The organism is Nocardia sp. NPDC049707, assembly GCF_040674855.1.
Lineage (GTDB): Bacteria > Actinomycetota > Actinomycetes > Mycobacteriales > Mycobacteriaceae > Nocardia.
In genome coordinates this window covers 1-24351 of the sequence record NZ_JBFANN010000069.1, presented here as the reverse complement: position 1 = coordinate 24351, position 24351 = coordinate 1, and the positions used below count along the sequence as shown (strand labels likewise).

13 protein-coding genes are annotated in these 24351 nt (G+C 65.7%); 8 read left to right on the top strand and 5 right to left on the bottom strand.

Annotated elements, in window-relative coordinates:
* Nucleotides 1-717: 717 nt before the first annotated feature.
* The 5 genes from AB0J29_RS34860 (at nt 718) to AB0J29_RS34840 (ending at nt 4483) form a co-directional block, all read left to right on the top strand.
* Nucleotides 718-939 (top strand): hypothetical protein, encoded by a 222-nt coding sequence (locus AB0J29_RS34860; RefSeq protein ID WP_364795086.1) that lies wholly within the window; start codon nt 718-720, stop codon nt 937-939.
* Between the two features lie 322 nt (nt 940-1261).
* A complete protein-coding gene (locus AB0J29_RS34855; protein WP_364795084.1) occupies nt 1262-1408 on the top strand; it encodes a transposase in 147 nt (48 codons plus the stop codon).
* Between the two features lie 71 nt (nt 1409-1479).
* On the top strand, nt 1480-1923 hold the full coding sequence (locus tag AB0J29_RS34850; protein WP_364795082.1) for an IS3 family transposase: 444 nt from the start codon (nt 1480-1482) through the stop codon (nt 1921-1923).
* A 291-nt stretch (nt 1924-2214) separates the two neighbouring features.
* A complete protein-coding gene (locus AB0J29_RS34845; protein ID WP_364795080.1) occupies nt 2215-2901 on the top strand; it encodes an alpha/beta hydrolase in 687 nt (228 codons plus the stop codon).
* A 415-nt stretch (nt 2902-3316) separates the two neighbouring features.
* Nucleotides 3317-4483, top strand: a complete 1167-nt coding sequence (locus AB0J29_RS34840; RefSeq protein WP_364795079.1) for an IS110 family transposase — start codon at nt 3317-3319, stop codon at nt 4481-4483.
* Nucleotides 4484-4559: 76 nt separating this feature from the next.
* On the opposite strand, the gene AB0J29_RS34835 is transcribed toward AB0J29_RS34840, so the two are convergent.
* Nucleotides 4560-5120 carry a helix-turn-helix domain-containing protein gene (locus AB0J29_RS34835; protein WP_364795078.1) on the bottom strand — a complete coding sequence of 187 codons (561 nt, stop codon included), beginning with the start codon at nt 5118-5120 and terminating at the stop codon, nt 4560-4562.
* 67 nt (nt 5121-5187) lie between these two features.
* Here AB0J29_RS34835 and AB0J29_RS34830 point away from each other — a divergent pair, with 67 nt between their 5' ends.
* On the top strand, nt 5188-6516 hold the full coding sequence (locus AB0J29_RS34830) for an erythromycin esterase family protein (RefSeq protein ID WP_364795076.1): 1329 nt from the start codon (nt 5188-5190) through the stop codon (nt 6514-6516).
* A 572-nt stretch (nt 6517-7088) separates the two neighbouring features.
* On the opposite strand, the gene AB0J29_RS34825 is transcribed toward AB0J29_RS34830, so the two are convergent.
* The gene (locus AB0J29_RS34825; protein ID WP_364795074.1) at nt 7089-8063 is read right to left on the bottom strand and encodes a MerR family transcriptional regulator; all 975 of its coding nucleotides are present in this window, start codon (nt 8061-8063) and stop codon (nt 7089-7091) included.
* A 123-nt stretch (nt 8064-8186) separates the two neighbouring features.
* Between AB0J29_RS34825 and acpM the strand changes: the two genes are divergently transcribed.
* Both acpM and AB0J29_RS34815 read left to right on the top strand, forming a co-directional pair.
* On the top strand, nt 8187-8492 hold the full coding sequence (gene acpM / locus AB0J29_RS34820; RefSeq protein WP_364795072.1) for a meromycolate extension acyl carrier protein AcpM: 306 nt from the start codon (nt 8187-8189) through the stop codon (nt 8490-8492).
* Between the two features lie 60 nt (nt 8493-8552).
* Complete coding sequence (locus AB0J29_RS34815; protein WP_364795070.1) at nt 8553-8978, top strand: SRPBCC domain-containing protein; 426 nt, start codon at nt 8553-8555, stop codon at nt 8976-8978.
* Nucleotides 8979-9209: 231 nt separating this feature from the next.
* On the opposite strand, the gene AB0J29_RS34810 is transcribed toward AB0J29_RS34815, so the two are convergent.
* The 3 genes from AB0J29_RS34810 to AB0J29_RS34800 form a co-directional block, all read right to left on the bottom strand.
* Nucleotides 9210-9401 (bottom strand): hypothetical protein, encoded by a 192-nt coding sequence (locus tag AB0J29_RS34810; protein ID WP_364795068.1) that lies wholly within the window; start codon nt 9399-9401, stop codon nt 9210-9212.
* 467 nt (nt 9402-9868) lie between these two features.
* On the bottom strand, nt 9869-23239 hold the full coding sequence (locus AB0J29_RS34805) for an amino acid adenylation domain-containing protein (RefSeq protein ID WP_364795066.1): 13371 nt from the start codon (nt 23237-23239) through the stop codon (nt 9869-9871).
* A gap of 231 nt (nt 23240-23470) precedes the next feature.
* Entirely contained in the window at nt 23471-23929 is a 459-nt protein-coding gene (locus AB0J29_RS34800; RefSeq protein WP_364795064.1) for a hypothetical protein, read from the bottom strand.
* Between the last annotated feature and the right edge of the window lie 422 nt (nt 23930-24351).

Here is a 24351-nt window from a genome sequence, read left to right as displayed (position 1 = left end):
AAGGCAACATCGACCGCAACACCTACAAAACCCAGATCAGCATCCACATCCTGCCCGGTTGACAAACCGGACAGGACCCAAACTGCGCGGCATTGCCCCTAACCCGTGGCCCCCCGGATGGCACGGGAGCCCTTCGGCGTTTCCCTGAGCTTCGCACCCCGCCGTTACCAGCAACGCACGTCAGAGCGGGGCCGGGCATCGAGCACGAGCCCGAAACTCATACAGCCGAAACCAAATTCGGCCCTCCTACCTGCGAGTTCACTCGCATCGTGTGACCTCGTGTCGCAACAGCAGTAGCGGACGTTCGTGTGAACGCGCCCCACGTGGCATGAGCGCGCGGTACCACCCAGACCTCGACGTACGTGCCTGCGAGACCCGGTAAGTACCGTGATGTGGCCTGTGGGGGTTGCAACACATAAGGTGGACAAGATCATTCGTCGAGGATCTGATGCTTCTGATATCGAAAGGTCTTACATGTCCATTGGTTCGTTATCACGTGTCCTGTCTTGCGTTTGTGCCAGTGCGGCACCGTTACTCCTGTTCGCACCTACCGCTGTTGCGGCCCCGGATAGCCCTTACAGCTGCTCGGGCTCATATCTGTCGAGCGATGGCTCCGCAGAAGTAGAGTCATGTATCTACGCCGAGAATGGGGTACCCAGGGCATTCGGCGGCCTCACGATCAAATCTGGCGACATCACGCCCGAATCGGATTGCACCATGGTCGTGACCATTGTGGATTACAACGCGTATGAGACCGGGGCGAACGAGCAGGTCGCAACCAGCGGCCCATTTCATTGCTTGAACGGCAAGTATCCCTCCCCACCGTTGACTGTGGACACGGCGCTGGCGAAACCCGGGCATCGCTATCGCAGTTTCACCGAAGTCACCAAAGGCGGCCAGGGGATCGCTCGTATCTACAGCCCGGACTTGAATCTGTAGACCGGATTCGATGGTCAGTCCCGGTCGCCGGTGATCAAGTCGGGCCGTCGGCGACCGGAGCGGATCGATTCGACCGACCTGTGCCGGTCCACAAGGTCACGCAGCAGATCCTAGGTCGCTGTGCGCGTAGTAGTGGATGTCCAGCCGACGCTCGACTCCCGAGATGAGGTCAGCTAGTTGATCTCTGGGCAAGGCGCGTGGCTGTTTCGATCCGCGCGCCACGCAGCATGTGCGGAATTTGGTTGGGCGGGAGGCCCGTCGCAACGCTCTGGCGGGACTGGTCGGGAGATTCCGGCCGCCCTGGGGAGGTGTTCAAGAACCGATGGATTCTCGACACTTGCAGGCGTCCGCCGCGGTGAGAGCGCATCTCTGGCAGTCCCAGTACGGCGGCATGAAATCCGACGACGCCAAACGGTTGAAGGAGCTCGAGCGCGAGAACGCCAGGTTGAAGAAGATGGTCGCCGAGTAGGCCCTCGACATCGACATGCTCGAGGAACTGAACCGGGGAAACTACTGAATCCGGATCGTCGCCGCAGGGCCGTGGTGGTCCTGCAGCAACGGTTTCGGGTGTCTCGACGCCGTGCATGCCGGGTGGCCGGACAGTCGCGGTCGGTGCAACGCCGTGCGCCGGCGGTCGTCGAGGCCGAAGCAGCGCTGCGGGCTCGGCTGCGGGTGATCTCGCGCGAGTATCCGCGGTGGGGTTGGCGCAGAGCGCATGCGTTGTGTCGCGGGGAAGGACTGGTCACCAACCATAAACGGACACAACGACTCTGGCGTGAAGAAGGATTGAAGAGACGGAGCCGGGTGCGCAAGAAGCGCCGTGTCGGGACGAGCCGCAACCAGCGCCTGAGGGCGTCGTTTCCGGATCAGATGTGGGCGTTGGACTTCCAGGTCGAGGTCACCGTCGATGGCCATCGCGATGATCATGACAATGTCACGACGACTCACCCGCCCATAGCCGGAGTTCCTGGACACTCACTTTAGTGGGACGTCGAGTCCTGCCGACGCGACTCGGGCGGGTCAGGGCTGATCGGCTTCCATCCGTCGCGACCTTCCCTGATGCTTTCGGCCAGGCTGTGCGGGAGGTGATGGTCGGTGTAACGCAGGAGAATTCGGCGTTTCGGGTCGACTCCTGGTCGTGGGATGGCTGATTCGCACGCTGGCGGCGGCGTCACGGGGCTCGACTGCTAACGTCGGATGGGAATTGTGGTCGGGTGCTCCTTTGAAGGCAGGTCGGTGTATTCCCTCGCACGAATCGCACGCTCGGGCGTCGTAATGCTGTATGTGGCAATCGGACTGGTCGCAGCGCATGCCACGGCGGCTGTCGCGTCCGGCGGCGACCGGGATCCGGTGCTGGTGATCGGGGGGATCGCCGCGGACCAGGGGACGCTGGAAAGCCTTCGGGCATGGCTCGGTTCGCAGGGCTACGACGCCTTTGCGATGGTGCTGCTCGGGAATCCCAGTGGGACAGAGGCGATCTCGGACTCAGCGCAGGCGGTGGCCAACAAGGTTGCCGACATCCGGCAGCAGACCGGCGCTCGGCGGGTAGATCTCGTCGGTCACTCAATGGGTGGTCTTGCGCAACGTGATTACGTGAAGTTCCTCGGCGGACTGGACTCGGTCGGAAGCTATATCGATTACGGCACCCCGGAACAAGGCGATGATCTCTCGTCGGTGTGCGCTGGGGTGTCACCGGGCTGTCGGGATATGATCCCGGGCTCTCCGTTTTTGACCCGGCTCAACGCGGATCCGGCTGTGCCGCCGGGCCTGATCGCCTATCACCTCTTCTCCGAAAGCGCAGGGGCAGAGAAGAATCCGCTGCCGGGCGCAACCAATGCCAGCATTCAGTCGTTCTGCCCCGGCCGCATAGTCTCCCACGCCGATGAGCCTGTCGACGGCGCACTACGACAGCTGATCGACTCCGCCCTGCGCGGCGCGCCACTCGCCACCAACTGCTCGTAGGCGACCGTGATCCCTACTGCGTGTGGCGTGTGGCGTGTGGTGGAGGCACAGCGGAGTTCCTTGCGGTCGTAGTAGCGGGTGACCGCGCCGCCGAGGAGCAGGCCGATGCACCGGCCGAGGAGCGTCATCCAGATGGCGCGGTTCCCTGCTCGCCGACGCAGACCAGCCACGGACAGTGCGGCCGCCATCCCATACTCAGTCGCATGCTGGCCCGCGACGACGGGCAGCCCGGGTTCTACGACGAGTTCTCAGACGCTCACTAAGCGGCTGCCCGCCAGCAGTATCGGTGTGGCTCGCTAATGGCTTGCGTCCCACCGGGTTACCGTGCGGGCGTGGCTGGAAAGGGGCCTGCTCTGGCTCGAAGTAGCGGTGCCTTCTCGCACGGATACCTCTCCGTCGATCTGGAAGGATACCGATGCCGGTCATCATCGGAATGGACCCGCACAAACGCTCGGCCACCATCGAAATCATCGATTCGAACGCGAAGATCCTCGCTACCGGCCGTTACGGCACCGATACCGCCGGATACAACGAAATGCTGACCGCCGCACAACGATTCCCGCATCGTGTGTGGGCGATCGAGGGATGCAACGGTGTCGGTCGGCATGTGGCGCACCGGCTGGTCGCCGACGGGGAGACCGTCATCGACGTGCCCGCGAAACTGTCGGCGCAGGTGCGCGTGTTCGCCATCGGCAACGGCCGCAAGACCGACCCGGTCGATGCGCATTCTGTCGCGCTGGCAGCGTTGCGGTCACCGAATCTGCGTCGTGTACAGGCCGACCCGGAGCTGGTCGCGTTGGGTCTGCTGGTCGATCGTCGTGACGAACTCGGTCGTGCCCGCACCGAACTGCTGAACCGGATCCACCGGCTGCTGCTGGAGTTGATACCCGGTGGCGCCAAGAGATTCTTGTCCGCGATGCAGGCTCGCGCCCTGGCCGAGGCTGTCGAACCCGGCGATGCCGCGGCCACAGTCCGGCTGCGGCTGCGGCTGGTGACAGAGTTGATCGACGATCTCGAGGTCGTCGACCGGAAGACCAAAGCCGCGGACAAAGAACTCGAACAGCTGGTGATCGTGCGCGGGTCGACCCTGATGGACCTGCACGGCATCGGCCCCTCCGGTGCGGCACGGCTTCTCGCCGATACCGACAACATCCACCGTTTCGCCTCCCGTGACCGGTTCGCGTCCTGGAACGACACCGCGCCCTTGGACGCCTCCTCCGGTCAGCAGCAGCGACACCGACTCTCCCGCGCCGGCAACCGGAAAATCAACCATGTCCTGCACATCATGGCCGTGGTCCAACTACGTAACCCAACGGCAGGCCGGGTCTACTACGACAGCAAGAAAGCCGCTGGGAAGACCTCCATGGAAGCGATGCGCGCGTTGAAACGGCGCCTGTCCAACCTCGTCTACCAGCGGATGCTCACCGACCAGCGACGACGAGACACGGCGAGCCCGGGAGGGCACTCAGGGGCGACTACTGACTCCAGCGCGACCGGCTCTACCCCGAACACCGATCCTTCGGACAAGCCACAACCCGGACTCACCACCACCCAGCCTAACCAACTACAAACCGCCTCTTGACATAAAGAGGAGCCATTACTGCTCACTTGTATCGCGGGCTACTACCTACCCACCATCGTCCGACCCATCGGACCTGCTATTCCTGGTCCGGCAGCCCATCGGGGGAGTCGTCGGTCGGCTCCGCGGTCGGGAACTGGATCAGGCTGATGAGGCGCGGGCGGCGTCCGGGGCCTGGACCATTTTCCGCGATCTTCCGGAGGGCCTTCTGCAGTTCGCCGGCCGTCTCGGTGAATTCCTCGTCGCTGAGCCAGATGACGCCTTGCTGGTAGCCGATCTTGTCTGCGTACGGGTCGGAGCCCGGCCGGTCGAGGTAGGCGTTGAACTCCGAGAGCAGGACCGCCATGGTCGCGGCGAAAGCATGGCGGTGGTCGTCGGGTGACATCGACTCACCCGCCTCAGGGCCGATCGTCGGCCGGTCCTGGCGCAGCCGGTAGTAGCGCTCGACCGCTCCGCGCACCCGCTGCTCGTCGGCCACGTCCAACACGCCACCGTCGGCCAGCAGGCCGACGTGTCGGTAGACGGTGGTTTTCGGGATGTCGGGCAGGCTCGCGCACAGGTCCGCAGTGGTGCGCGTGCGCCCACCGGACAACGCGTAGACGATGCGCAGCCGCACCGGATGAAGCAGGAGATCGAGCATATCCACACCCTACTATCCCATATCTGGTACCATTTCCAATATTGGAAACGTTGGAGAGGGATAGACGGTGACCGAGAACACCACCACGCAGACACGGCTGAGCAGTGCGGCCATACGACCACTGCGCACGCTGGACCCGGCAGCGGCGCTGGATGATCTGGACTGGCTGGACGAGGTGATCGGCGATGCGCGGGTCGTGGCCATCGGCGAGAGCGCCCACTACAACGCCGAGTCCTACCTCCTGCGACACCGGCTGCTGCGGTACCTGGTCGAGCGGCACGGATTCAGCACCTATGCGATGGAGTCGGGGTTCGTCGAGGGACGGCTGACCGATGAATGGATCCGGGGCGGCGCGGGTGACGTCGACGGAATCGGCACCGTGATGGCCAACGGCATCTCCTCGCTGATGGGGCTGTGGACCCAGATGCGCGACCAGCTGGAATGGATGCGGAACTACAACCAGACCGCCGCGCGGCCGATCGGCTTCTACGGCATCGACCTGCCGGGTTCGAACGCGTCACTGCTGCCCGGCCTGGACGCCGTCATCGGATTCCTCGCGGAGGCTGACCCCGCGTTCGACGTGGCCCCCACGCTCCGGGAGCAGATCCTCGCCTTCGCGGCGCCGTCACCGTTCTCGATCCCTGCGACCGTTGCCGCCCTCGGGAAGCTTTCGACCGAAACCAAGGATGCACTGACCGCCGGCCTGTCCGATCTGCTCGAGCGGATGAAGGCGCACCGGGCCGACTACGTCCGGCGGACCTCGGCCGAGGACTACGAACGCGCGCTGCACGCGATGCGCCTCACTGTCACCCTCGACACGGCCGCCCGCGCGATGATCGGCGGTGACCAGCTCGAGCTGATGCTCAGGAGGGACGCCGCGATGGCCGACACGGTCGAGTTGATCCTGCGCAGCAAAGGCCGGATCGTGCTGGGCGCCCACAACGGCCACATCTCCCGCGAGCCCCTCGATATGCCTGGCGTAGCCGCGGTGACGACGGCCGGAGTGCACCTGGCCGACCGCCTCGGCGAGGACTACGTAGTCATCGGCCAGACCACGGGCACCGGGCAGACCCTCAACACGGACGCCGACTTCTACACCGGCAAACTGTTCGCCGACCTGGGAGCGCCGGATCCCGGCAGCCTCGATGCACTCATGGAGGCCAGCGGCGACGGGCCGTTCGCGACCGACCTCAGGCGGCTGTCGCCGGCCGATGCGGACGCCGTCCGGGCCGCCTCCCAGCAGCGATTCGGTCCCTGGTACTCCGAGGTGAACGCGTTGAAGGCATACGACGTCATCGTCCACCTCCCGCACGTCACGGCGGCCTCCCTCGACCCGGCGGCGCTGGCGGCCGCGCCGAGCGATGTTCTGCAGGTGCTCGGCCAGCAGGAGAAGTAGGGCCAACCTGAGCGGGCCGCCGAACTCACCCTGAGTGCGTGCTCGACCCAGGAACTGCCGGCGAGGCACCGGTTCATCATTCCACCGTAAGATGGCCGAGTCATGGGGTGGGACAACCATCCTGTATTCGGCATTATCGTGCGTTCCTATGCGCTCGGCCCGTCGGTCTCGATGCCGACGGGCAGGCCGGCCAGCTGGCGGAGTTCGACTGTCCCGCAACCGCTTTACCTATTCAACTGAGGGACGGTAGGTATTTGCGTTCTGCACTGTCCGGCAGTCCTGACGCCACCGCTATTCGGAGGGTGCCGGTATTCGTGGTGTGCGCGATCGGCACGGTGTGGTCTATCGATGTGACACGATGACCGGCAACTGCGTTCGTCCCTGGCATCGCGACGACAGGAGCCCGGGGGTGAGGGGGCGGCACAGCTGGTCGCAGGGTCCTGTCCGGATCCCGCGACTCGGCGACCGACCGTCGAACCTCACGGTGCGGCCGCGTGGCCGTTGGGAAACGCGCGATAGGCGGCATGAGAGTGCGCGCGGCCAGGTACGACGGATGGCGTCGGTGACGTGGATCAGCGTGGTGAATTCATGGGAGTGAAGGCTGGTTGGGGTGCCTGTGCATCGGCGAGGTTGGTGGAGTGAGCCAGCGCGTTGTACAACCAGTCGTGGGTCGGCCCTACAGTGACACGAGTTCCGAAGAACTGTTCTGTCAGAGCCCAGTAACGGTGAATCCGGTAGTCGGAATCGGTTGCGTCGATCAGCAACTGCTCGCGGAAACGCTGGGAATCACGTTCCCCTCGCGCGCGAGCATGGGCGTTGACGAACCGATCGAGTTCGCTTCCGGCGTGCGGTCGCACGCCTTGCGATACGAGTGGCACCACGTCTCTCAACACGTCGTCTACGTCGATGTATAGTCCTCGACGGTCGCGGATCAGCTCCGACTGATTTCGCCAGTATTGCTGTCGTACGGCACCATTGATGTCGGGATCCGCGACAAGAGCAGCCAACTCGGCATACGCGACGACCTCGTCGATGGACGGATCAGCAGGCGGCTCCGGGACATTCCAGTACACCCACATGTCGATGTCGGTCCGGGGTATCGGTGCGAGGATGCGCCGCCAGAACTGGACGAGGCAATCGTGCACGACGCCACCATCCTGCGCGGCGGCAAGCAACGCGAGCCGCTCGGCTCGCTGCGTCGGGGTAGCTGCCTCAATGGCCCGCAGTGACGCCCGCCGCCACGCCAGCGACTTGAATTCGATATCGAGTCGCGCACTTTCGGTGGCGATGGCTTCGGCGATCGACCGTTCGCCGTGCAGCACATCGATGATCGAACTCAGCCCGAGACCGAGCGCGCGCAACCGCCGCAGCAATAGCAGTCGTTCGGTGGCGGTGTCGGCGTCGAACATCCGATGCCCGCCTGCGCTGCGCTGGGATTCCAAAATGCCTTCGTCGCAGTAGAACCGGATCGTTCGCACCGCGAGCCCGGTGCTGCGCGCCAATTCCCCGATGCTCACCAGGACATCGGATTGTGTGTCGTCCGTCACAGTCTGTTGCACCTCCACCCCACTGGAGCTTTTAGCGTACTGGGACTGCCGCTCGACCCCACCGAGGCACAGGGCCTCCGGCCGATGCGGATAGGTGATTGTGCACCGAGGAAAGGGTGATTCGTGGCTACCACGCAGGAAGAAATCGTCGCCGGCATCGCGGAGATCGTCGAGGAGGTGACCGGCATCGACGCTGCAGAGGTGGTGCTCGAGAAGTCGTTCGTCGACGATCTGGACATCGACTCGCTGTCACTGGTGGAGATCGCCGTGCAGTTGGAGGACAAGTACGAGGTGAAGATCCCCGACGAGGACCTGGCGAGCCTGCGAACCGTCGGCGATGCGGTCGCCTACGTCCAGAAGATGGAGGCCGAGCAGCCGCAACTCGCCGCGACAATGGAAGCGAAACACAAGGAAGGCCAGGCGAATTGAGCATCGCCGGGCAGTCTCGCCCCTCGTTGAGGTGGTGAGCCGGTGATTGCTGATCCACAGTTGAATCCCGCCGCAGTTGAGCTCGGCAGCTTCTTCCGACAGCCACCAGACGCTGTATGGCGCGCGTTGACGGAGCCGGACCTGCTGGAGCGATGGCTGCTTCGACCGACCGGGTTCGCCGCCTCGGTCGGAACCCACTTCCGATTCACCATCCCGGACTCATCGATCAACGAGATTATCTGCGAGGTGCTGGCGGCCCGGCCGTGCAAGCAGTTGACGTACAGCTGGATGTATCCGCAGGCTGAGCATCCCGCCCGGTGGATTGTCGACTGGACGCTGCAGCCGCAGGGTCGGGGCACACGACTTCTGTTGACGCAGACAGGTTTCGACATCGAAGATCGTCGACAGAAGATGGTACGCAACGCTACGGAGCGCAGTTGGAAACGACTCGTCCTGCCGCGGCTCGGTGAGGTGATCCGCCACTAACCTGAGTACAGAGATTGTGCCGACACACCCTGACTGTCCCTCAGAATGTACGGAACTCGGCATTACCGAGTGGTCGTGAGTGGTCTCGCCAGCCGTGGCGTCAACCTTGTGACCAGGAAGATCCTGCAGGAGGTTGACGCAAGACAGTGGCGCGTGTGCCCGATCCGGAAGGGGACCGGATCGGGCGCAGCGGTGTGCTGATCGGCGGGAATCAACAGCACCGACGGGCCACTACCCAGGGGGTTTGTTGTCGCCGGTCAGCTCCACCATGAAGACCTCGCGGGCTTCGCGCACCTTTGTTGCCAGGAGGTTCATTTCGACCCACGGCATGTGGGTACGGCGGTAGGCGGTGCGGTCCAGTCGCGATGCCACGATGTCCAGGGTCAGCCACGCTTCCTGGATGGGAGTGCGCTGAGGAGGCATACCGCGGATCTTCGCACGACCGACCGACAGAAATCTGACTTCGAGCGTGCACTAATCGACCATGGGTGCACGCTCGACCGCCGTCTATCCGGCTTTGCGCCGGTAGGCGCGTCTTTTCCCGTTGGGCTTCCGGCCATTATCGGGCGGTGTGGACACGCCGGTGGCCTCGCGTTCCCTCCTCTTACCGCCCCGGCGGCGCCGAAGAAGACCAGGGCGCGACATCATCTTCATCTCGTGTGCGAGTCCGAGATTGTACTCGTGTACGTCGCCATCGCTGCGGTGCGCGGGCCATGCGCTCACTGCGTCGTTCTTCTGTGGTCGCGGTCAGCTTTCGACCGTGACGTTATGGACGCAGGCTCAGCGGTATGTGGGCCTCGGCTGGGAACGAGCTGTGACCGAGCGCCAGCCAGCGAACCATCGACACTGCGCGGTGCCGACCGCTACCAGTGGGGAACAGGCGATTCAGGTCATGTGCCAAGCTCCGGTGTCGGCGTCGCCGCGAGATGCTCATCGAGCACCGGCGCGATGATCGAGAGCGCGTGCGCTGAGGTCAGGTCGTTGTGGGCGACATCGATATCGTGGTTGACGACTCGGCCGGAGGCGTAGGCCCGCCAGCCGTCCGGCCCGACGATATCGGAGCTGTCCACGGTGGCGCTGAAATAGAGCAGGTCGCCGTGGTAGACCGGGCGGCGGTAGCCGGTGCGGGTGCGCGCGGATGCGTTGTAGGAATTGGCCATTCGCTCGATGATCTCGGCATCGATGACTTCCATACCCAGCCGGGCCTTGATGAGGTCGGCCGCTTCGTGGGCGGTGGCTTCGGCGGGAACGTCGTCGATGCCGAAGATCGAGCCGAAGGTATTGACGAACGCGCCCGCGGAGAGCCGTTCGATGGTGTCGCCATCGATATCGGCGTGGTCGCTGTCCAAGAGCGCGACAACGCCGATAGATTCGCCCGCTGCCTGCAGTTTCGCCGCAATCGCGTGTGCGATGAGACCGCCGAAGGACCAGCCGAGCAGGTGGTACGGCCCGCTCGGCTGAACGGCGCGGATTTCGCGAATGTACCGGTCGGCGGCCTCCTCGATGGAACGCGCCGACGGTTCGCCACCGAGATCCGGTGCTTGCAGACCGTAGATCGGGCGATCCGGTCGCAGCCGTTCCGCGAATCCCAGGTAGCTCCACGACATTCCGGACGAGGAGTGGATGCAGAACAGCGCGGGTTCGGTGCCGCCGAGCCGGATCGGCAAGAGTACGCCGAGTCCGAGTCCGGCTGGCGCGGTGGCGGTTTCGCGTATCGCTGCCTGAGCCGCCAGGGCGGCCGTTTCGTCCGCGGCGGCCTGCTGCGCCGCAGGGGTCTGCGCGAAATCGGCTGCCGCAGTGAGCGCATCGGACCACACAGTCGCCAGCTCGGCGACCTCGGCACGGTCCAGGAGCGTTTCGGGGAAGCGGAGATTCGCGTGCAACCGATCGTCGATGACGACCGCGGTCACGTCGATCGCGGATGTGACCGGGACATCGGGGTGCTCGTCGGCGCGCAGCTCACCGAATTCGTCGGTGGGCGACCAGCCGAGCCCTTCGAGTCCGGCCGGAATGTCGTCGGCCGAGCGCCGACCCAGGTATTCGAAGCCGATCCGGCCGGGTAGCCGAGACGGAAGCTGTTCTGCCACAGTGTCGTTGAGATAACGCAGCGCACCGAATCCGATGCCCTGGTCCGGCACGGCCAGCAGCTGATGTTTGATCGCTCGCAGTGCCGTACCCATGGCGACGCCGCCTGCGCAGGCGTCATCGATATCGATCTCGGTCAGATCGAACCGCACCGGATAGGTAGGGGTGATCCAGCCCAGAGTCCGACTCAGGTCAGCGCCCGGAATCGCATGCCCCGGTCGACCATCGGATATCAGGCGCAGCAGGGCCGTTGGTTCGTCGACATCGTGGCGTGCGCGCCAGCGATTCAACGCCAGGGCCAGTGTGGCGACCAAGGTATCGGTGCCGGTGCTGTGCAGCAGCCGAGGCAGAGTGATGAGCAGCGTGTCGGTTACTTCCTCGGAGACCTCGAGTTCGACCGTGCGCAGTGTATGCGCCTGATCGATCGCCGGATCGAGCTCGCGGGAGCCGACCAGCGGATCGGGACCGGTGAGCACGTCGCGCCAATAGTCGAGTTCGGCGATACGGCGGTCGGTATGCGCATCCTCGACGAGGGCGTACGACCACCGGCGCATCGACGTACCGGTCTCGGCCAGCACCGGTGCATTCCCGACCGATACCTGTGCCCAAGCGGCGATCAAGTCCTGCACCAGAATTCGCAACGAGGGTGTGTCGACGGCGATCTGGTGCACCAGCACCAACAATCGACCCGATCTCGTCCTGGCTCCGGCGTCGCCGACCGGATCGAGCCAGACACATTGCAGCACAATGCCATTCGCTGGAGAGAGCCGATCCGCCGCCGTATCCAGTTCGATTGCGGCATATTCGCGCAGATCGAGTGAGTCGGCGGCGGCATCGAATTCGATGCGGTGCACCAGCGGGTCGACATCGACCGATCCGGGCTCGTCGATCCGTAGGTGCCAGCCGTCCGCGGTCTGCCACAGCCGCGAGCGCAGCATATCGTGCCGGTCGACCACGGCGGCGAGGGTGGCGACCAGCTGGCCGCGTTCGATGCCGACCGGAAGTTCCAGCACCGCGGCCCGCATGCAGCGATCGAAGTTACCGCCGCGCTCGACCAGGGAGCGCATATTCGGGGTGAGCGGCAGTTCACCGATACCACCACCGGGCAGTTCGTCGAGCCGGACGACCGATTCGCCGGCGTCGACGGCGGCAGCCAGCGCGGCCACGGTGCGATGTTCGAACAGTTGCAGCGGCGTGCACTGGAGGCCGCGCAATTTCGCACGGGATACCAGCTGGATCGCGAGAATGCTGTCGCCGCCGAGCGCGAAGAACGAATCTTCGACGCCGACCCTGTCGCGGTGGAGAAGTTCGGCGTAGATCTGTGCCAGGATCTGCTCGGTCCCGGTCGAGGGGGCGCGGTATTCGGTCTCCTCGACGACGAATTCGGGTTCCGGCAGGGCCTTTCGGTCGAGTTTGCCGACGGCGTTGCGCGGGATGGCATCCAGGATGACGAAGCCGGCGGGCACCATATACGCGGGCAGGGCATCGGCGGCGACCGCGCGTACGCGCGCGATATCGAGTTCGACACCGGGCTTGCGAACGAGATAGGCCGCCAGCGCGGTCGATCCGGTGGGGCCGGGAACGCCGAGCGTCACGGCGAAATCGACCCCATCCGCGCGGCCGAGTACCGCGTCGATCTCACCCAGTTCGATACGCTGGCCGCGCACCTTGACCTGGAAGTCGGTGCGGCCGATGTACTCCAGCTCCAGGGCCTGCCCCCTGGCGCGGGTCCAGCGCACCAGGTCGCCGGTGCGGTACATGAGTTCGCCGGGCTCACCGAAGGGGTTGGCGATGAACCGCGACGCGGTCAGGCTCGGCCGGGCGTGATAGCAGCGGGCCAGAGCGGGTCCGGCGAGGTACAACTCGCCCGCGACGCCGATGGGCACCGGGCGCAGCCGATCATCGAGGACCAAAACGGCGGCACCGCGAATGGGCGCACCGATGGTGACCGGTGTGTCGGCGACGAGTGGTGCGGAACCCGTTGCCCAGATGGTGAATTCGGTCGGACCGTACAGGTTCACCATGGTCCGGTCGGTGCACCAGCGCTCGACGAGTTCGGCACCGACTGCCTCGCCCGCCACCGCGAGCATCCGTACACTCGAAATCTCGGTGGGATCGATCGTGGCCAAGGCCGATGGAGTGATCACCATATGCGTGACCTGTTCGGCGGCGATCAGTTCGGCGAGTGCGCTGCCACCGAAGATTTCGGGCGGTGTGACCACCGCCGCGCCACCGGACCCGAAAGCCATCACTGCCTCGAATACCGATGCGTCGAAGCTCGGTGAGGCCACCTGCAATACCCGGGAGTTCGCGTCGATGCCGAGCGATTCCCGTTGTGCGGCAATGAGATCGGCGATACCGCGATGTGAGACCGAGACCCCCTTCGGTGTTCCGGTCGACCCCGAGGTGTAGATCATCCAGGCCGGATGGTCGGGATGGATCGAATTCGGTGCGAGGGCGGTATCGCTCGCTGCCTGCTGGAGGGCGCTGAATGCGGTGTCGTCGAGGATGAGCCATTCGGTGCTGTCGGGCAGCAGTGGCCGATAGGTGGTGAGGGTGAGCCCGACCCGCGCACCGGAATCGGTGAGCATGTGATCGATGCGGTCCACCGGATGCTTCGGATCGACCGGCAGGAAGGCCGCGCCGACCTTCGCGGCGGCCCATATGCCGGTGAGCAGTTCGGCGGAGCGCGGAAGACCGAGCGCCACTACGGTTTCCGGTCCGATATCCGATTCGAGAAGAAGCCGGGCCAGCTGATTCGACTGGGCATCGAGTTCCCGGTAGGTCGTCGTTCGGCCGTCGGCGACCACTGCGGGGCGGTCCGGGTACGACGTGGCGGATGCGGCGAGTGCCTCGGCCAGTGTCGTCGTCCCCGTGGTCTGCGGGCCACGTACCGGAACCAGCTGTGTGCGTTCGGATTCGTCGAGGATATTGATATCGGCGAGACGCACATCGATATCCGAGACGACCGCGGCGAGTACGCGATGCCACCGCGCGACGAAGGTCGCCATCGTGCTCGCGTCGAAAAGATCTGTCGCATAGGTCACTACGCCCTCGACACCGTCCGGGCCCTCGGCGCCGAAGCGCTCGCGCAAATCGAGCGTCAGGTCGAACTGTGAAGCAGCGCGATCGAAATCCGCTACCTCGAATCGCAATCCGGGCAGTTCCAGGACCGGTTCGACGAAGTTCTGCAGTGACAGCGACACCTGGAATATCGGGTGGTGTGCGGTCGATCGGGTGGGGTTGAGTACCTGGACGAGTCGCTCGAAGGGCACATCGGTACTGCCGAACGCATCCAGATCCGCAGCCCGCACGGTGGCCAGGAACTGGCGGAACCCGGTCCCCGGATCGACCGGGGTGCGCAGCGCGAGCGTATTGACGAACATGCCGACGAGTTCGTCGAGTGCCTCGGCACCGCGACCGGCGACCGGCGTTCCGATCACTACGTCCCCGGTGCCGCCGAGCCGCGCGAGCAGTACCGCGAGCGCGGCGTGTACGACCATGAAGACGCTGACATTGTTCGCGGCCGCGAATTCGACAATGCCGCGGTGCAATGACGCGTCGAGGGTGAAATCGAGGTCGGCGCTGCGCATCGATTGCACGGCGGGGCGCGGGCGGTCCGTGGGCAGCTCCAGCAGATCCGGCGCACCGGCGAGGGTGTCGGTCCAATACCGGATCTGTTGTGCCGCCAGCGATTCCGGATCGGACTCGCTGCCGAGCAGTTCCCGATGCCAGAGGGCGAAGTCGGCGTATTGCACCTCGAGCGGCCTTCTGGCGGTCTCGATCCCGCGGGCCCGCTCGGAATAGGCGGCGACCAGATCGGCCGCCAGCGGCGCCATCGATGCGCCATCGGCGCTGATGTGGTGTACGACGAGCACGACGACGTGCACGTCGGCCGGTACGGCACCGATGGAATCCGAGACCGTCGCGGTGTAGCTCGACGACACCGGAGCCAGGCCCGAGGCGAGACCCGACGACACCACTGGGACGCCAGCGGACGGGCTCGCGCTGACCGGTGCGATGCCGGCGGAGTGCTCCGCCGCCCCCGGCACATCGCTGGCGGAACGACTCGGATCCACGACCCGGAACAACCCGACCCGTACCGGCGGCTCGATGGCGAGATCGAATCCGGTACCAGCGAGTTCATTGATCCGAGCGCGCAGCCGTGCGCCGTCTTCGGTATCGAGCACCGGCATGGGCGGCGCGGCCACCTCCGTGCCGACGACCACCTGGCGTGGTCCCTCGGCGTCGACGGGATACAGCGTGCGCAGACTCTCGTGCCTGCCGATCACATCGGCCATCGCCCGGCGCATCGCGTCGATATCCAGGTGGCCGGTGAGCCGCAGCGCGACCGCGATGTTGTACGCCGATGACGTCGGATCCAGCCGATTGAGCACCCACATGCGTTGCTGGGCCGGGGACAAGGGAATTCGGTCCGGCCTGATTCGTGGTGCGAGGGCGAACCGGCCTGGTTTGCCGTCGGTGGCCGGGAGCGCCCGCGCGGACAGTTGCGCGACGGTGGGCGCATCGAACAGATCGCGCAGCGCGATGGTCGAGCCGAGGGTCGAATTGATCCGTGCGACAACCCTCGTGGCGCTGAGCGAGTTGCCGCCGAGTTCGAAGAACGACTGGTCGACGCTGACCTGTTCACTGCCGAGTACATCGCCGAAGACCGCGGCGACGGCCTGCTCGACGGATGTGCGCGGGGCGAGATACGACCGTTGCGCGACCGAGAAGTCCGGCACCGGAAGGGCTTTGCGATCCAGCTTGCCGACCGGGGTGATCGGGATCTCGTCCAGCACGACGAGATGGCTGGGCACCATATAACCCGGCAGTTCGGCCGCCACCTTGTCACGCAGCCGCTCGGCGTCCAATTCGGTGCCCGCGGTGGGGAGCACATAGGAGACGAGCACGGTCGCGCCAGCCGGTCCCGGCTGGCCGATGGTCACCGCGTATTCGACCTGCGCATCACGGGAGAGTACGGCGTCGATCTCGCCGAGTTCGATGCGCAACCCGCGGATCTTGACCTGGAAGTCGCTGCGGCCCAAGTACTCCAGTTCGAGCGCGCCGTCGGATCCGATGACCCATCGGACCATATCGCCGGTGCGATACATCCTTTCCCCGGTCGCGCCATACGGATTCGCGATGAAGCGCGCCGCGGTCATCTCGAACCGATTGAAGTAACCGCGTGCCAGCGCCGGACCGGCCAGGTACAGCTCACCCGCGATGCCCACCGGCACCGGGCGCAGCCAGGTATCGAGCACCAGATTCGACGCGCCGCGGATCGGCCCGCCGATGCTGACCGGTCGCCCCGGCAGCAGTTCGGCGGGGCTGGTGGCGCAGATGCTGAATTCGGTGGGGCCGTATAGATTAACCATCCGCCGCCCGACCGCCCAGCGGTCGATCAGTTCGGGTGAGACGGCCTCGCCCCCGACCCCGAGCACCCGCAGGTCGGCCAGGTCGGTCGGTTCCATCGTGGCCAGCGCCGACGGCGTGATCATGGCGTGGGTGATCCGCTCGGCACGCAGCAGATGTTCGAGATCGCTGCCGCCGTAGACATCCGGTGGTGATACCACCAAACGGCCACCCGTCGAATGCGCTATCAGCAGCTCGTAGACCGATGCGTCGAAACTCGGCGAAGCGACCTGTAGCGAACTGATGGAGGGATCGAGTTCGAGGGCCTCTCGTTCTGCGGTGGCCACATTCGCGATGCCGCGATGGCTGACCAGGACCGCCTTGGGCTTACCGGTGGAGCCCGAGGTGTAGATCAGGTAGGCGGTCTGGTCGATATTGATGGGGCCGCCGCGCTCTTCGTCGGTGATGGGTGCGTCGGAGACGAGCATGACCCGTCGAATCGTGTTCAGGTCGTCGAGCAGCAGCCAGTCGATGGTGCCGGGCAGTGTCTCACCGGTCGCCGTGACGGTCACTCCGATCGGTGCCTTCGAATCGGTGAGCATGTGCTCGATCCGCTCTACCGGATAGCTCGGATCCAGCGGTAGGAAGGCCGCACCGGTCTTGGCGAGCGCCCAGACGGCCACCACGGATTCCAGTGATCGGGTGAGCGCGAGTATGACGAAGATCTCGCGACCGACACCGCGGCCGAGCAGTACCCGGGCGAAGCGGTTGGACCAGGCGTCGAGTTCGCCATAGCTCATGGTGAGATCGCCCGCGGTGATCGCGATGGCGTCGGGATCGATGTGCGCGCCCGCCGACAGGATGTCCGGAAGTGTCTGCGGTGGAACCGATTCCGCGCCGCGCACCGGCAGCAGGGTGGCCAGTTCGACGTCGTCGCAGTGTTGCAGTTGGCAGACCAGGGCATTCGGGTTGTCGGCGAGTTGGGTCAGTAGCCGGACGAAGCGATCGAGCAGTGGTTGTGCCGCCGTGCGATCGAGCTGGTCGGCCATGAATTTCAGGTTGATGCGCAGCGTGTCGTGCCCATCTTCGCCGCGCAGCGGAATGACCATGAGGCCCAACGGGTACGGCGTCGCGTCGGTGCCCTCGACATCGAGCACCCGCATACCCGCAATATCGAGTGCCTGCGACAACGCCTCCCGGTCGATCGGATACGACTCGAATACGGTGAGCGTGTCGAAGAGTTCGGCGAGGCCGACGGCCCGGTGGATGGCGGCCAGCCCCACATGCTGGTGGTCCAGCAGGCGCGCCTGCTCGGCCTGGATGCGGGTCAGTAGGTCGGCGACCTTCTCCGCGGGATCGAGCTGGACCCGTACCGGGAGCGTATTGATGAACAGCCCGACCATCTCTTCGACACCGGGCAGCTCCGGTGGCCTACCGGATACGGTGCCGCCGAACACCACATCCGTGCGCCCGGTCGACATGGCGAGCAGCATTGCCCATGCGGCCTGGACCATCGTATTAACCGTCGCGCCGGATTCGCGTGCGGTGGTCTCCAGCCGCTCGACTGTCGCGCGGGTCAGGTCGTGCGTGATCATTCCGGCCTCGGTCGATTCGATCCCGGCCAGCGACGGGACCGCGCGCGTCGGCGTATCCACGCCGGCCAGCGACTGCGTCCAGGCCGCGAGCGCGGCCTCGTTGTCCTGCTCATCGAGCCACGCCAGGAACTCCCGGTACGAGTGCGCGGGCGGCAGTACGGAGGTGTCGCCCCTCGTGACGTAGAGCGTCAGCAGCTCGCGGACCAGCAGCGGCGTCGACCAACCGTCCAGCACCAAGTGGTGATTGGTCATGACAAGCCGATAGATATCAGTCCCGGTGCGGATGAGGGTGAAGCGGATCAGCGGGGGACGGTCGAGTTCGAATCGGGTGCGGGCATCGAGGGCGATGAGGCGGTCGAGTTCGCGGTCGCGTTCGTCGAGGTCGGCGATATCGGTGAGATCGGTGAGATCGATATCATGCCAGCGGATTTCGGCATCGGCGAGGACGAGCTGGCGCGGACCGTCGTCGGTTTCGACGAAGGCGACGCGCAGGTTCTCGTGCCGCTCCAGCAAGGCCAGCGCCGCATTGCGCAAGCGGGCGGCATCGACGGTGCCCGCCAGGGTGAGCAGTGATTGGACGGTGTAGCCGTCGGCGGTATCGGTGTCGTAGCGGGCGTGGAAGAGCAGACCGTACTGCAGCGGCGAAAGCGGCCAGACGTCGACAAGACTGGGGTAGGCGCGTTCCCAGCTGTCGATCTGCTGTTGCCGCACCGGGACGATTTCGAAGTCGGACGGGGTGCGACTGCCCGCGCCCGGTGTGCCGGCATGCGCCGCGAGCGCCCGCAGCGCCTGCGACCACAGCTCGGCGAGTTGACCGACATCCGCCTCGTCGAGCAGCCGTGAGGCGTAGGCCCAGGTGACCTCCAGACCGACATCGGTGAGCACGGCATTGATATCGACGACCGCGGCCAGCGGCGCCGACTCGTTGTGCGTCGCCGCGAAACGCTGTGGCAGCCATGCTCCCGCGTGCCCGCCGGTGAGCGCACGGCCGAGATAGTTGAAGCTGAGCTGCGGGATCGGCGCGTCCGCGAGGGCCGCGGCGGACTCCGGATGCTGATAGCGCAGCATGCCGTAGCCGATGCCCTTATCCGGCACCGCGCGCAGCTGTTCCTTGACCGTCTTGATCGCGGTGCCCGCCGCGCCGCCGCCGGCGAACGCGTCGTCGAGATCGATGCCGGTCACATCGATAGCCACCGGATAGATGCTGGTGAACCAGCCGACCGTATGGGCGATATCCGCGCCGCGCACGAGCGTCTCCGAGCGGCCGTGGCCTTCCATGGTGAGCAGCGCGGTAGTGCGATCGCGCCAGCGGCGCACCGCCATGGCGAGTCCGGTGAGCAGCACATCGTCTGGGCCGCAATGGAATTGGTCGGGCAGCGTGGTCAGTGCGGTGTTGGCGATATCCGGGTCGACGGTGGTCCGGCACCGGCCCATGGTGGCCACGACATCGACCGCGGGATCCAGTGCCGCCGAGCCGATGACCGGATCCGGGGTGGCCAGCATCTGTTGCCACAGTGGCAGTTCGGCCATCCGTTCGGGCGCCTGTTCCGTTTGACCGTATGCCCACCGCCGGAAGGAGGTGCCGACGGGCACGAGTGCGCCGCCCGCGGCCGCGATCGCCAGGTCCGGCAGCAGGATTCGCCAGGAGACGCCGTCGGTCACCAGATGGTGCAGCACCAGCCAGCACAGTGGATCGGCCCCCGGCCGCTCGATCAGGACGAAGCGCGCGACGACACCCGCTTCGGGATCGAGCAGATCCGCCGCCTGTCGTAATTCGCGCTCGTAGCTGTCGTCGGCGTTCGCGTCCGCCGCGACTACCTGGATCAGGTCATCGGCAGTTATCGAATCACGCTCGGCGACAATCCACTCCCAGCCTCGCTCGGTGTGCCGCAGTGTGGAGCGAAGCACATCGTGATGGTCGATCAGCGCTTGGACTGCGGCGCTGAGCTGGTCGCGGCCGAAACCCTCCGGGAGACCGATCAAGACGGCCTGACCGAAGCGGTTCCAGGTCGGTCCCTGCTCCACCATGGCGTGCACGATCGGTGTGAGCTGCACGGCGCCGACCCCGCCGCCGGGCAGTTCGGTGACCGTCTGCGCGCGCACGTCCGTCGCGATCGCGGCCAGTGCGGCAACGGTCTTGCGCTCGAACACATCTCGTGCGCTGAAGCCGATCCCGGCGGCCTTCGCGCGTGAGACCAGCTGGATGGAGACGATACTGTCACCGCCGAGTGCGAAGAAACTGTCGTCGACACCGACCGTATCGAGTCCGAGGACATCGGCGAACAAGTCGGCCAGTGCCGCTTCGCGCGGCGTCGACGGCGCCCGGCTTGCAACCGCCCGGACACTGAAATCCGGTGCGGGCAGGGCCCTGCGGTCCACCTTGCCGAGCGGTGTCAGCGGAATGCTGTCGAGCACCATGATGACCGAGGGGACCATATAGGCCGGAAGCGTCTCACCGGCAGCGGCTTTCAGCGCCGCGGGGTGAATCTCGGTGCTGGGCTTGCCGAGAACGTATGCCACCAGCGCGGTCGCTCCGGTGGGGGTCTCGGTGCCGATGGTGAGTGCGAAGTCGACGTCCGGATGCCGTTGCAGCGCGGCATCGATCTCGCCGAGTTCGATGCGGAACCCGCGCACCTTGACCTGGAAGTCGCTGCGGCCCTGGTACTCCAGTTCGTCCTCTGCGGTCCACCGCACGAGATCGCCGGTGCGGTACATCCGCTCACCCGGCGCATACGGGTTGGCGACGAAACGGCTGGCGGTCAGCCCGTTGCGCTGGTGATAGCCGCGCGCGACGCCCGCGCCGGCCAGATACAGCTCACCGACCGCGCCGCGGGCCACCGGCCGCAACCACGGGTCGAGTACGACAGCGGTGACTCCGAGCACGATGCTGCCGATGGTTACCGGCCCGCCGGGGCGCAGTGGCCCGCTCGAGGTCACCGTGACGGTGGTTTCGGTGGGCCCATAGCCGTTCAACAGCGTTCGTCCGGACCAGGTGGTCACCAGCTCCGGCGGACATGCGTCACCGCCGACGACGACCGTGTGCAGATCCGGCAGCGTCGCCGGGTCCAGCGAGCCCACTACTGTCGGGGTGACATTGAGATGGGTGACCCGGTGCGCGCGCAGAACTTCGGCCATCTCCTCGCCCGCATACGCCGCCGGCGGCACGACGGCGAGCGTCGCGCCCGCCGCCAGGGTGACCAGGATCTCCTCGACGGAAATATCGAAACTCGGCGAAACCGCGTGTGCCACTACCGAATCGGCGGTGACACCGAATCCGGCACCGGAACCGGTGACCAAATTCGCCAGGCCGCGGTGCGATACCAGCACACCCTTGGGTAGTCCGGTGGATCCAGAGGTGTAGATGATGTAGGCGATCTGATCCAGGTGTACCGGCCCGCGGCGTTGCGCGTCGGTGATCGCCGCCGAATCCTGCGCGTCCACCGTTTCGGCCGTCGCGTCATCGTCGAGCAACAGCCAATTCACCCGGTCCGGCAAGGACTTTCGCGATGGGTGCACCGTCAGGCCCGCGACGACACCGCTGTCGCCGACCATATGTTCGATCCGGTCGGCGGGATAGGTCGGGTCGATGGGGACGAACGCCGCACCGGATTTCGCCACCGCGAGCGTGGCGAGGACGGATTCGGCCGAACGCGGAATCGACATCGCCACGGTGTGTTCCGGTCCGGCGCCCGCCGCGATCAGCACGCGGGCCAGGCGGTTGGTGTACTCGTCGACCTGACGGTAGGTCATGCTGGTGTCGCCGCTGCGCAGCGCCACCGCCTCCGGGTCGAGTGCGGCACCGGCCGCGATGATTTCGGGGAGGGTGCGCGGTGCGACAGCCTCGGGTCCGCGCGCGGGCACCAGCCGATCCTGCTCCTCCGGGGAGACGACCTGGACGGTCGACAGCGGCGCATCCGGTCCGGCGGCCAGGAACGCGTGCAGGAACCTCGAGAAACGGGCATGGTGTGCCGCCAATTCATCGGTGCTGTACAGGTTCCCGTTGCCCTGTAGATCGATGTGGGTGCTCTCGCCGCCCACGCCCGGATACAAATTGAAAAACACGTCATCGATCAACCCGGATGTCAGCACGTGCAGTCGTCCGGTGACCGAGCCGAGCTGAATCCTGGTGTCCACCATCATCAAATTGACCGCCGGACCGAACGACGACGTCTCGTCCATAGACCAGCCGAGATCACGGACGATGTCCTCCTGCCGGTAACGCTGTCTACGCAGCGCCCCGGTCAGCTCGCTCTGCGCGGCGCGGATCACGTCACCGACCGTGGTGGCCGGTGACAACTTCACCCGCATCGGAACGACATTGGCGACCATGCCGCCCGAGCGGCGCAGCGCCGCCGTGGTGCGTCCCGAAACCGGAAGGCTCAGCACCACTTCGGGCGCACCCGTCATCGCGGCGAGATAGGCGCCGAAGGCGGCGACGATGGTCGGCGCGGCGTTCGAGCCCGCCGCCTTCGCCACGGTATCGAGCAATTCGGCCGTCGCGGCGGGCAGTGCGCCCGAGACTCGGCTCGGAGGCGCATCGACATCGGCCTCGCGACCCGCGAGATTGACCGGATCGGCCATCCCGGCCAGATGCTCGCGCCAGTACTCGCGGTCGGCGTCGAATCGGTCCGAGCCGCGATAGGCCAGATCGGCGTCGACGATCTTCTGCAGTGGTTCGGCCTTGGCGGGCGGCGCCTCGCGGCCCGCGATGGCGGCGTTGTAGATCTCGCCGGTGCGTTGTACCAGTGCGAGCGCACCCATACCGTCCAGCACGATGTGGTGCATGCGCGAGTACCAGAACCAGCGGTCATCGGCCAGCCGCAGCATGGCCACCGCGACCAATCGGTCGTGCATCAGATCCAGCGGCGCGGAGTACTCCGCGCGCATCCAGGCATGTGCCGCCGCCTCGGGATCGGGCTTATCGCGCAGGTCGATGCGGGCGAGTTGGTCGACAAAGGTGGTGTCGACGAGCTGGTACGGCTGACCATCGATATCGAGTAGCCGGACGTATCCGGTCCCGAATTCGCGCCCGGCTTGCCGGGAGGCCGCGGCGAGCGCGTCGAGATCGAGTTCGCCGATCAGTTCGACGTACTGTGCGATCGAGATAGGCGTATCGCCAGCGATGTGCTGGGCGAACCAGATGCCGCGCTGGGCTGCCGACAGCGGGAACGCGCTATCGGGCGCTGCGGTGCCGACTTTTTTGTTCGAGGATGATGGCTGTTGCATAAGCACACCTGTGTTCTGACGTCTGACGCGGTTGTGCACCGCTGGTCCCGACCGTCGCGTAGTAGCAAGTTCATTTTGGATCGGCGCCGAGCCGACCGAAGGCGTATTGACAACACTGTGTTCGATCGGTGGCGTCCTTGTGGTTTCGCGGCGCTGCCGCCTCCAGGCCGGCATACGGCACCGCAGCGCGCCCGAACTCCGCAGGTTCGGGCGCGCAGGCTGAACAGCAGGTCAGGCGGACTTCCGCTCGGTCAGCCGATCGGCATCGGTGATCGGGGCGTCGGAGCTGACCAGGTAGCGCTGCAGCGTCGAGCGGTCGTCCAGAAGCAGCCAGTCGATGGCGTCGCTGAGTTCGGGACGGCGGGCCTTGGTGGTGATGCCGAGGTAGACACCGGGGACGGTGGTCGCATCCTCGGAAACCGATGCCGGCGTCGCGCCGAGCTTGACGACGGCGGATGCGGCGACTGTTGCTTCGATCTGCGGGTCGATCGCCAGCGCGATCCGCGCGTTAACAGCGGCGCCACGGGCGATCAGCACTCGGGCCAGCCGGTTCGCCCAACGATCCAGCTCGACGTTGGCGAGCGTCCCGGAGTAGCTGGGGACCGCACGCTGCTCGATTGCGGCCGCATTCAGCAGGCGCGGCAGCAGCTGGACGATGTTGTCGGCGGGCGATTCGGCCGGTGTGCTCATTGTGATCCCCTCACAGGTTTCGTCTGGTTCTCGGTGCCCTTCCAATCTCGCTGCCGGGAGGGGTTGGCGACAGCTACCCAAATGCTGGTGAGCGCACTCCAAGGGTGAGCGAATCCATACCCAAGGTGTGCGCTCGGCAGGACCGATCAAGCCACTCGCGACGACGACGGAGCGAGTCTTAGATGCGACGTTCGCGGCCCGTCTCCGTCCGCGCGAAGGTGCGGCCATCGACTCAGCCGAGTTGTCGAAGCGAATGCGCCGCAGACACGAGTCTCGGCCGCTGGCGGGCATACATCCAATGCCGAACTACCCGCCTAGACGACCACGACGGAGCGAGATGCTCCTATGGATGTCAAGTGGTGGGTTCGGTGATGAGTTGGTAGAGCTCGCGGGCGAGGTAGCGTTTGAGGCATCGGATGATT

Excerpts from the sequence above, each read along its gene's own strand:
- AB0J29_RS34860 (WP_364795086.1), top strand. The coding sequence starts at position 718 with ATGGTCGTGACCATTGTGGATTACAACGCGTATGAGACCGGGGCGAAC.
- AB0J29_RS34855 (WP_364795084.1), top strand. The coding sequence starts at position 1,262 with ATGGATTCTCGACACTTGCAGGCGTCCGCCGCGGTGAGAGCGCATCTC.
- AB0J29_RS34845 (WP_364795080.1), top strand. The coding sequence starts at position 2,215 with ATGCTGTATGTGGCAATCGGACTGGTCGCAGCGCATGCCACGGCGGCT.
- AB0J29_RS34840 (WP_364795079.1), top strand. The coding sequence starts at position 3,317 with ATGCCGGTCATCATCGGAATGGACCCGCACAAACGCTCGGCCACCATC.
- AB0J29_RS34835 (WP_364795078.1), bottom strand. The coding sequence starts at position 5,120 with ATGCTCGATCTCCTGCTTCATCCGGTGCGGCTGCGCATCGTCTACGCG.
- AB0J29_RS34810 (WP_364795068.1), bottom strand. The coding sequence starts at position 9,401 with ATGCCTCCTCAGCGCACTCCCATCCAGGAAGCGTGGCTGACCCTGGAC.
- AB0J29_RS34805 (WP_364795066.1), bottom strand. The coding sequence starts at position 23,239 with ATGCAACAGCCATCATCCTCGAACAAAAAAGTCGGCACCGCAGCGCCC.
- AB0J29_RS34800 (WP_364795064.1), bottom strand. The coding sequence starts at position 23,929 with ATGAGCACACCGGCCGAATCGCCCGCCGACAACATCGTCCAGCTGCTG.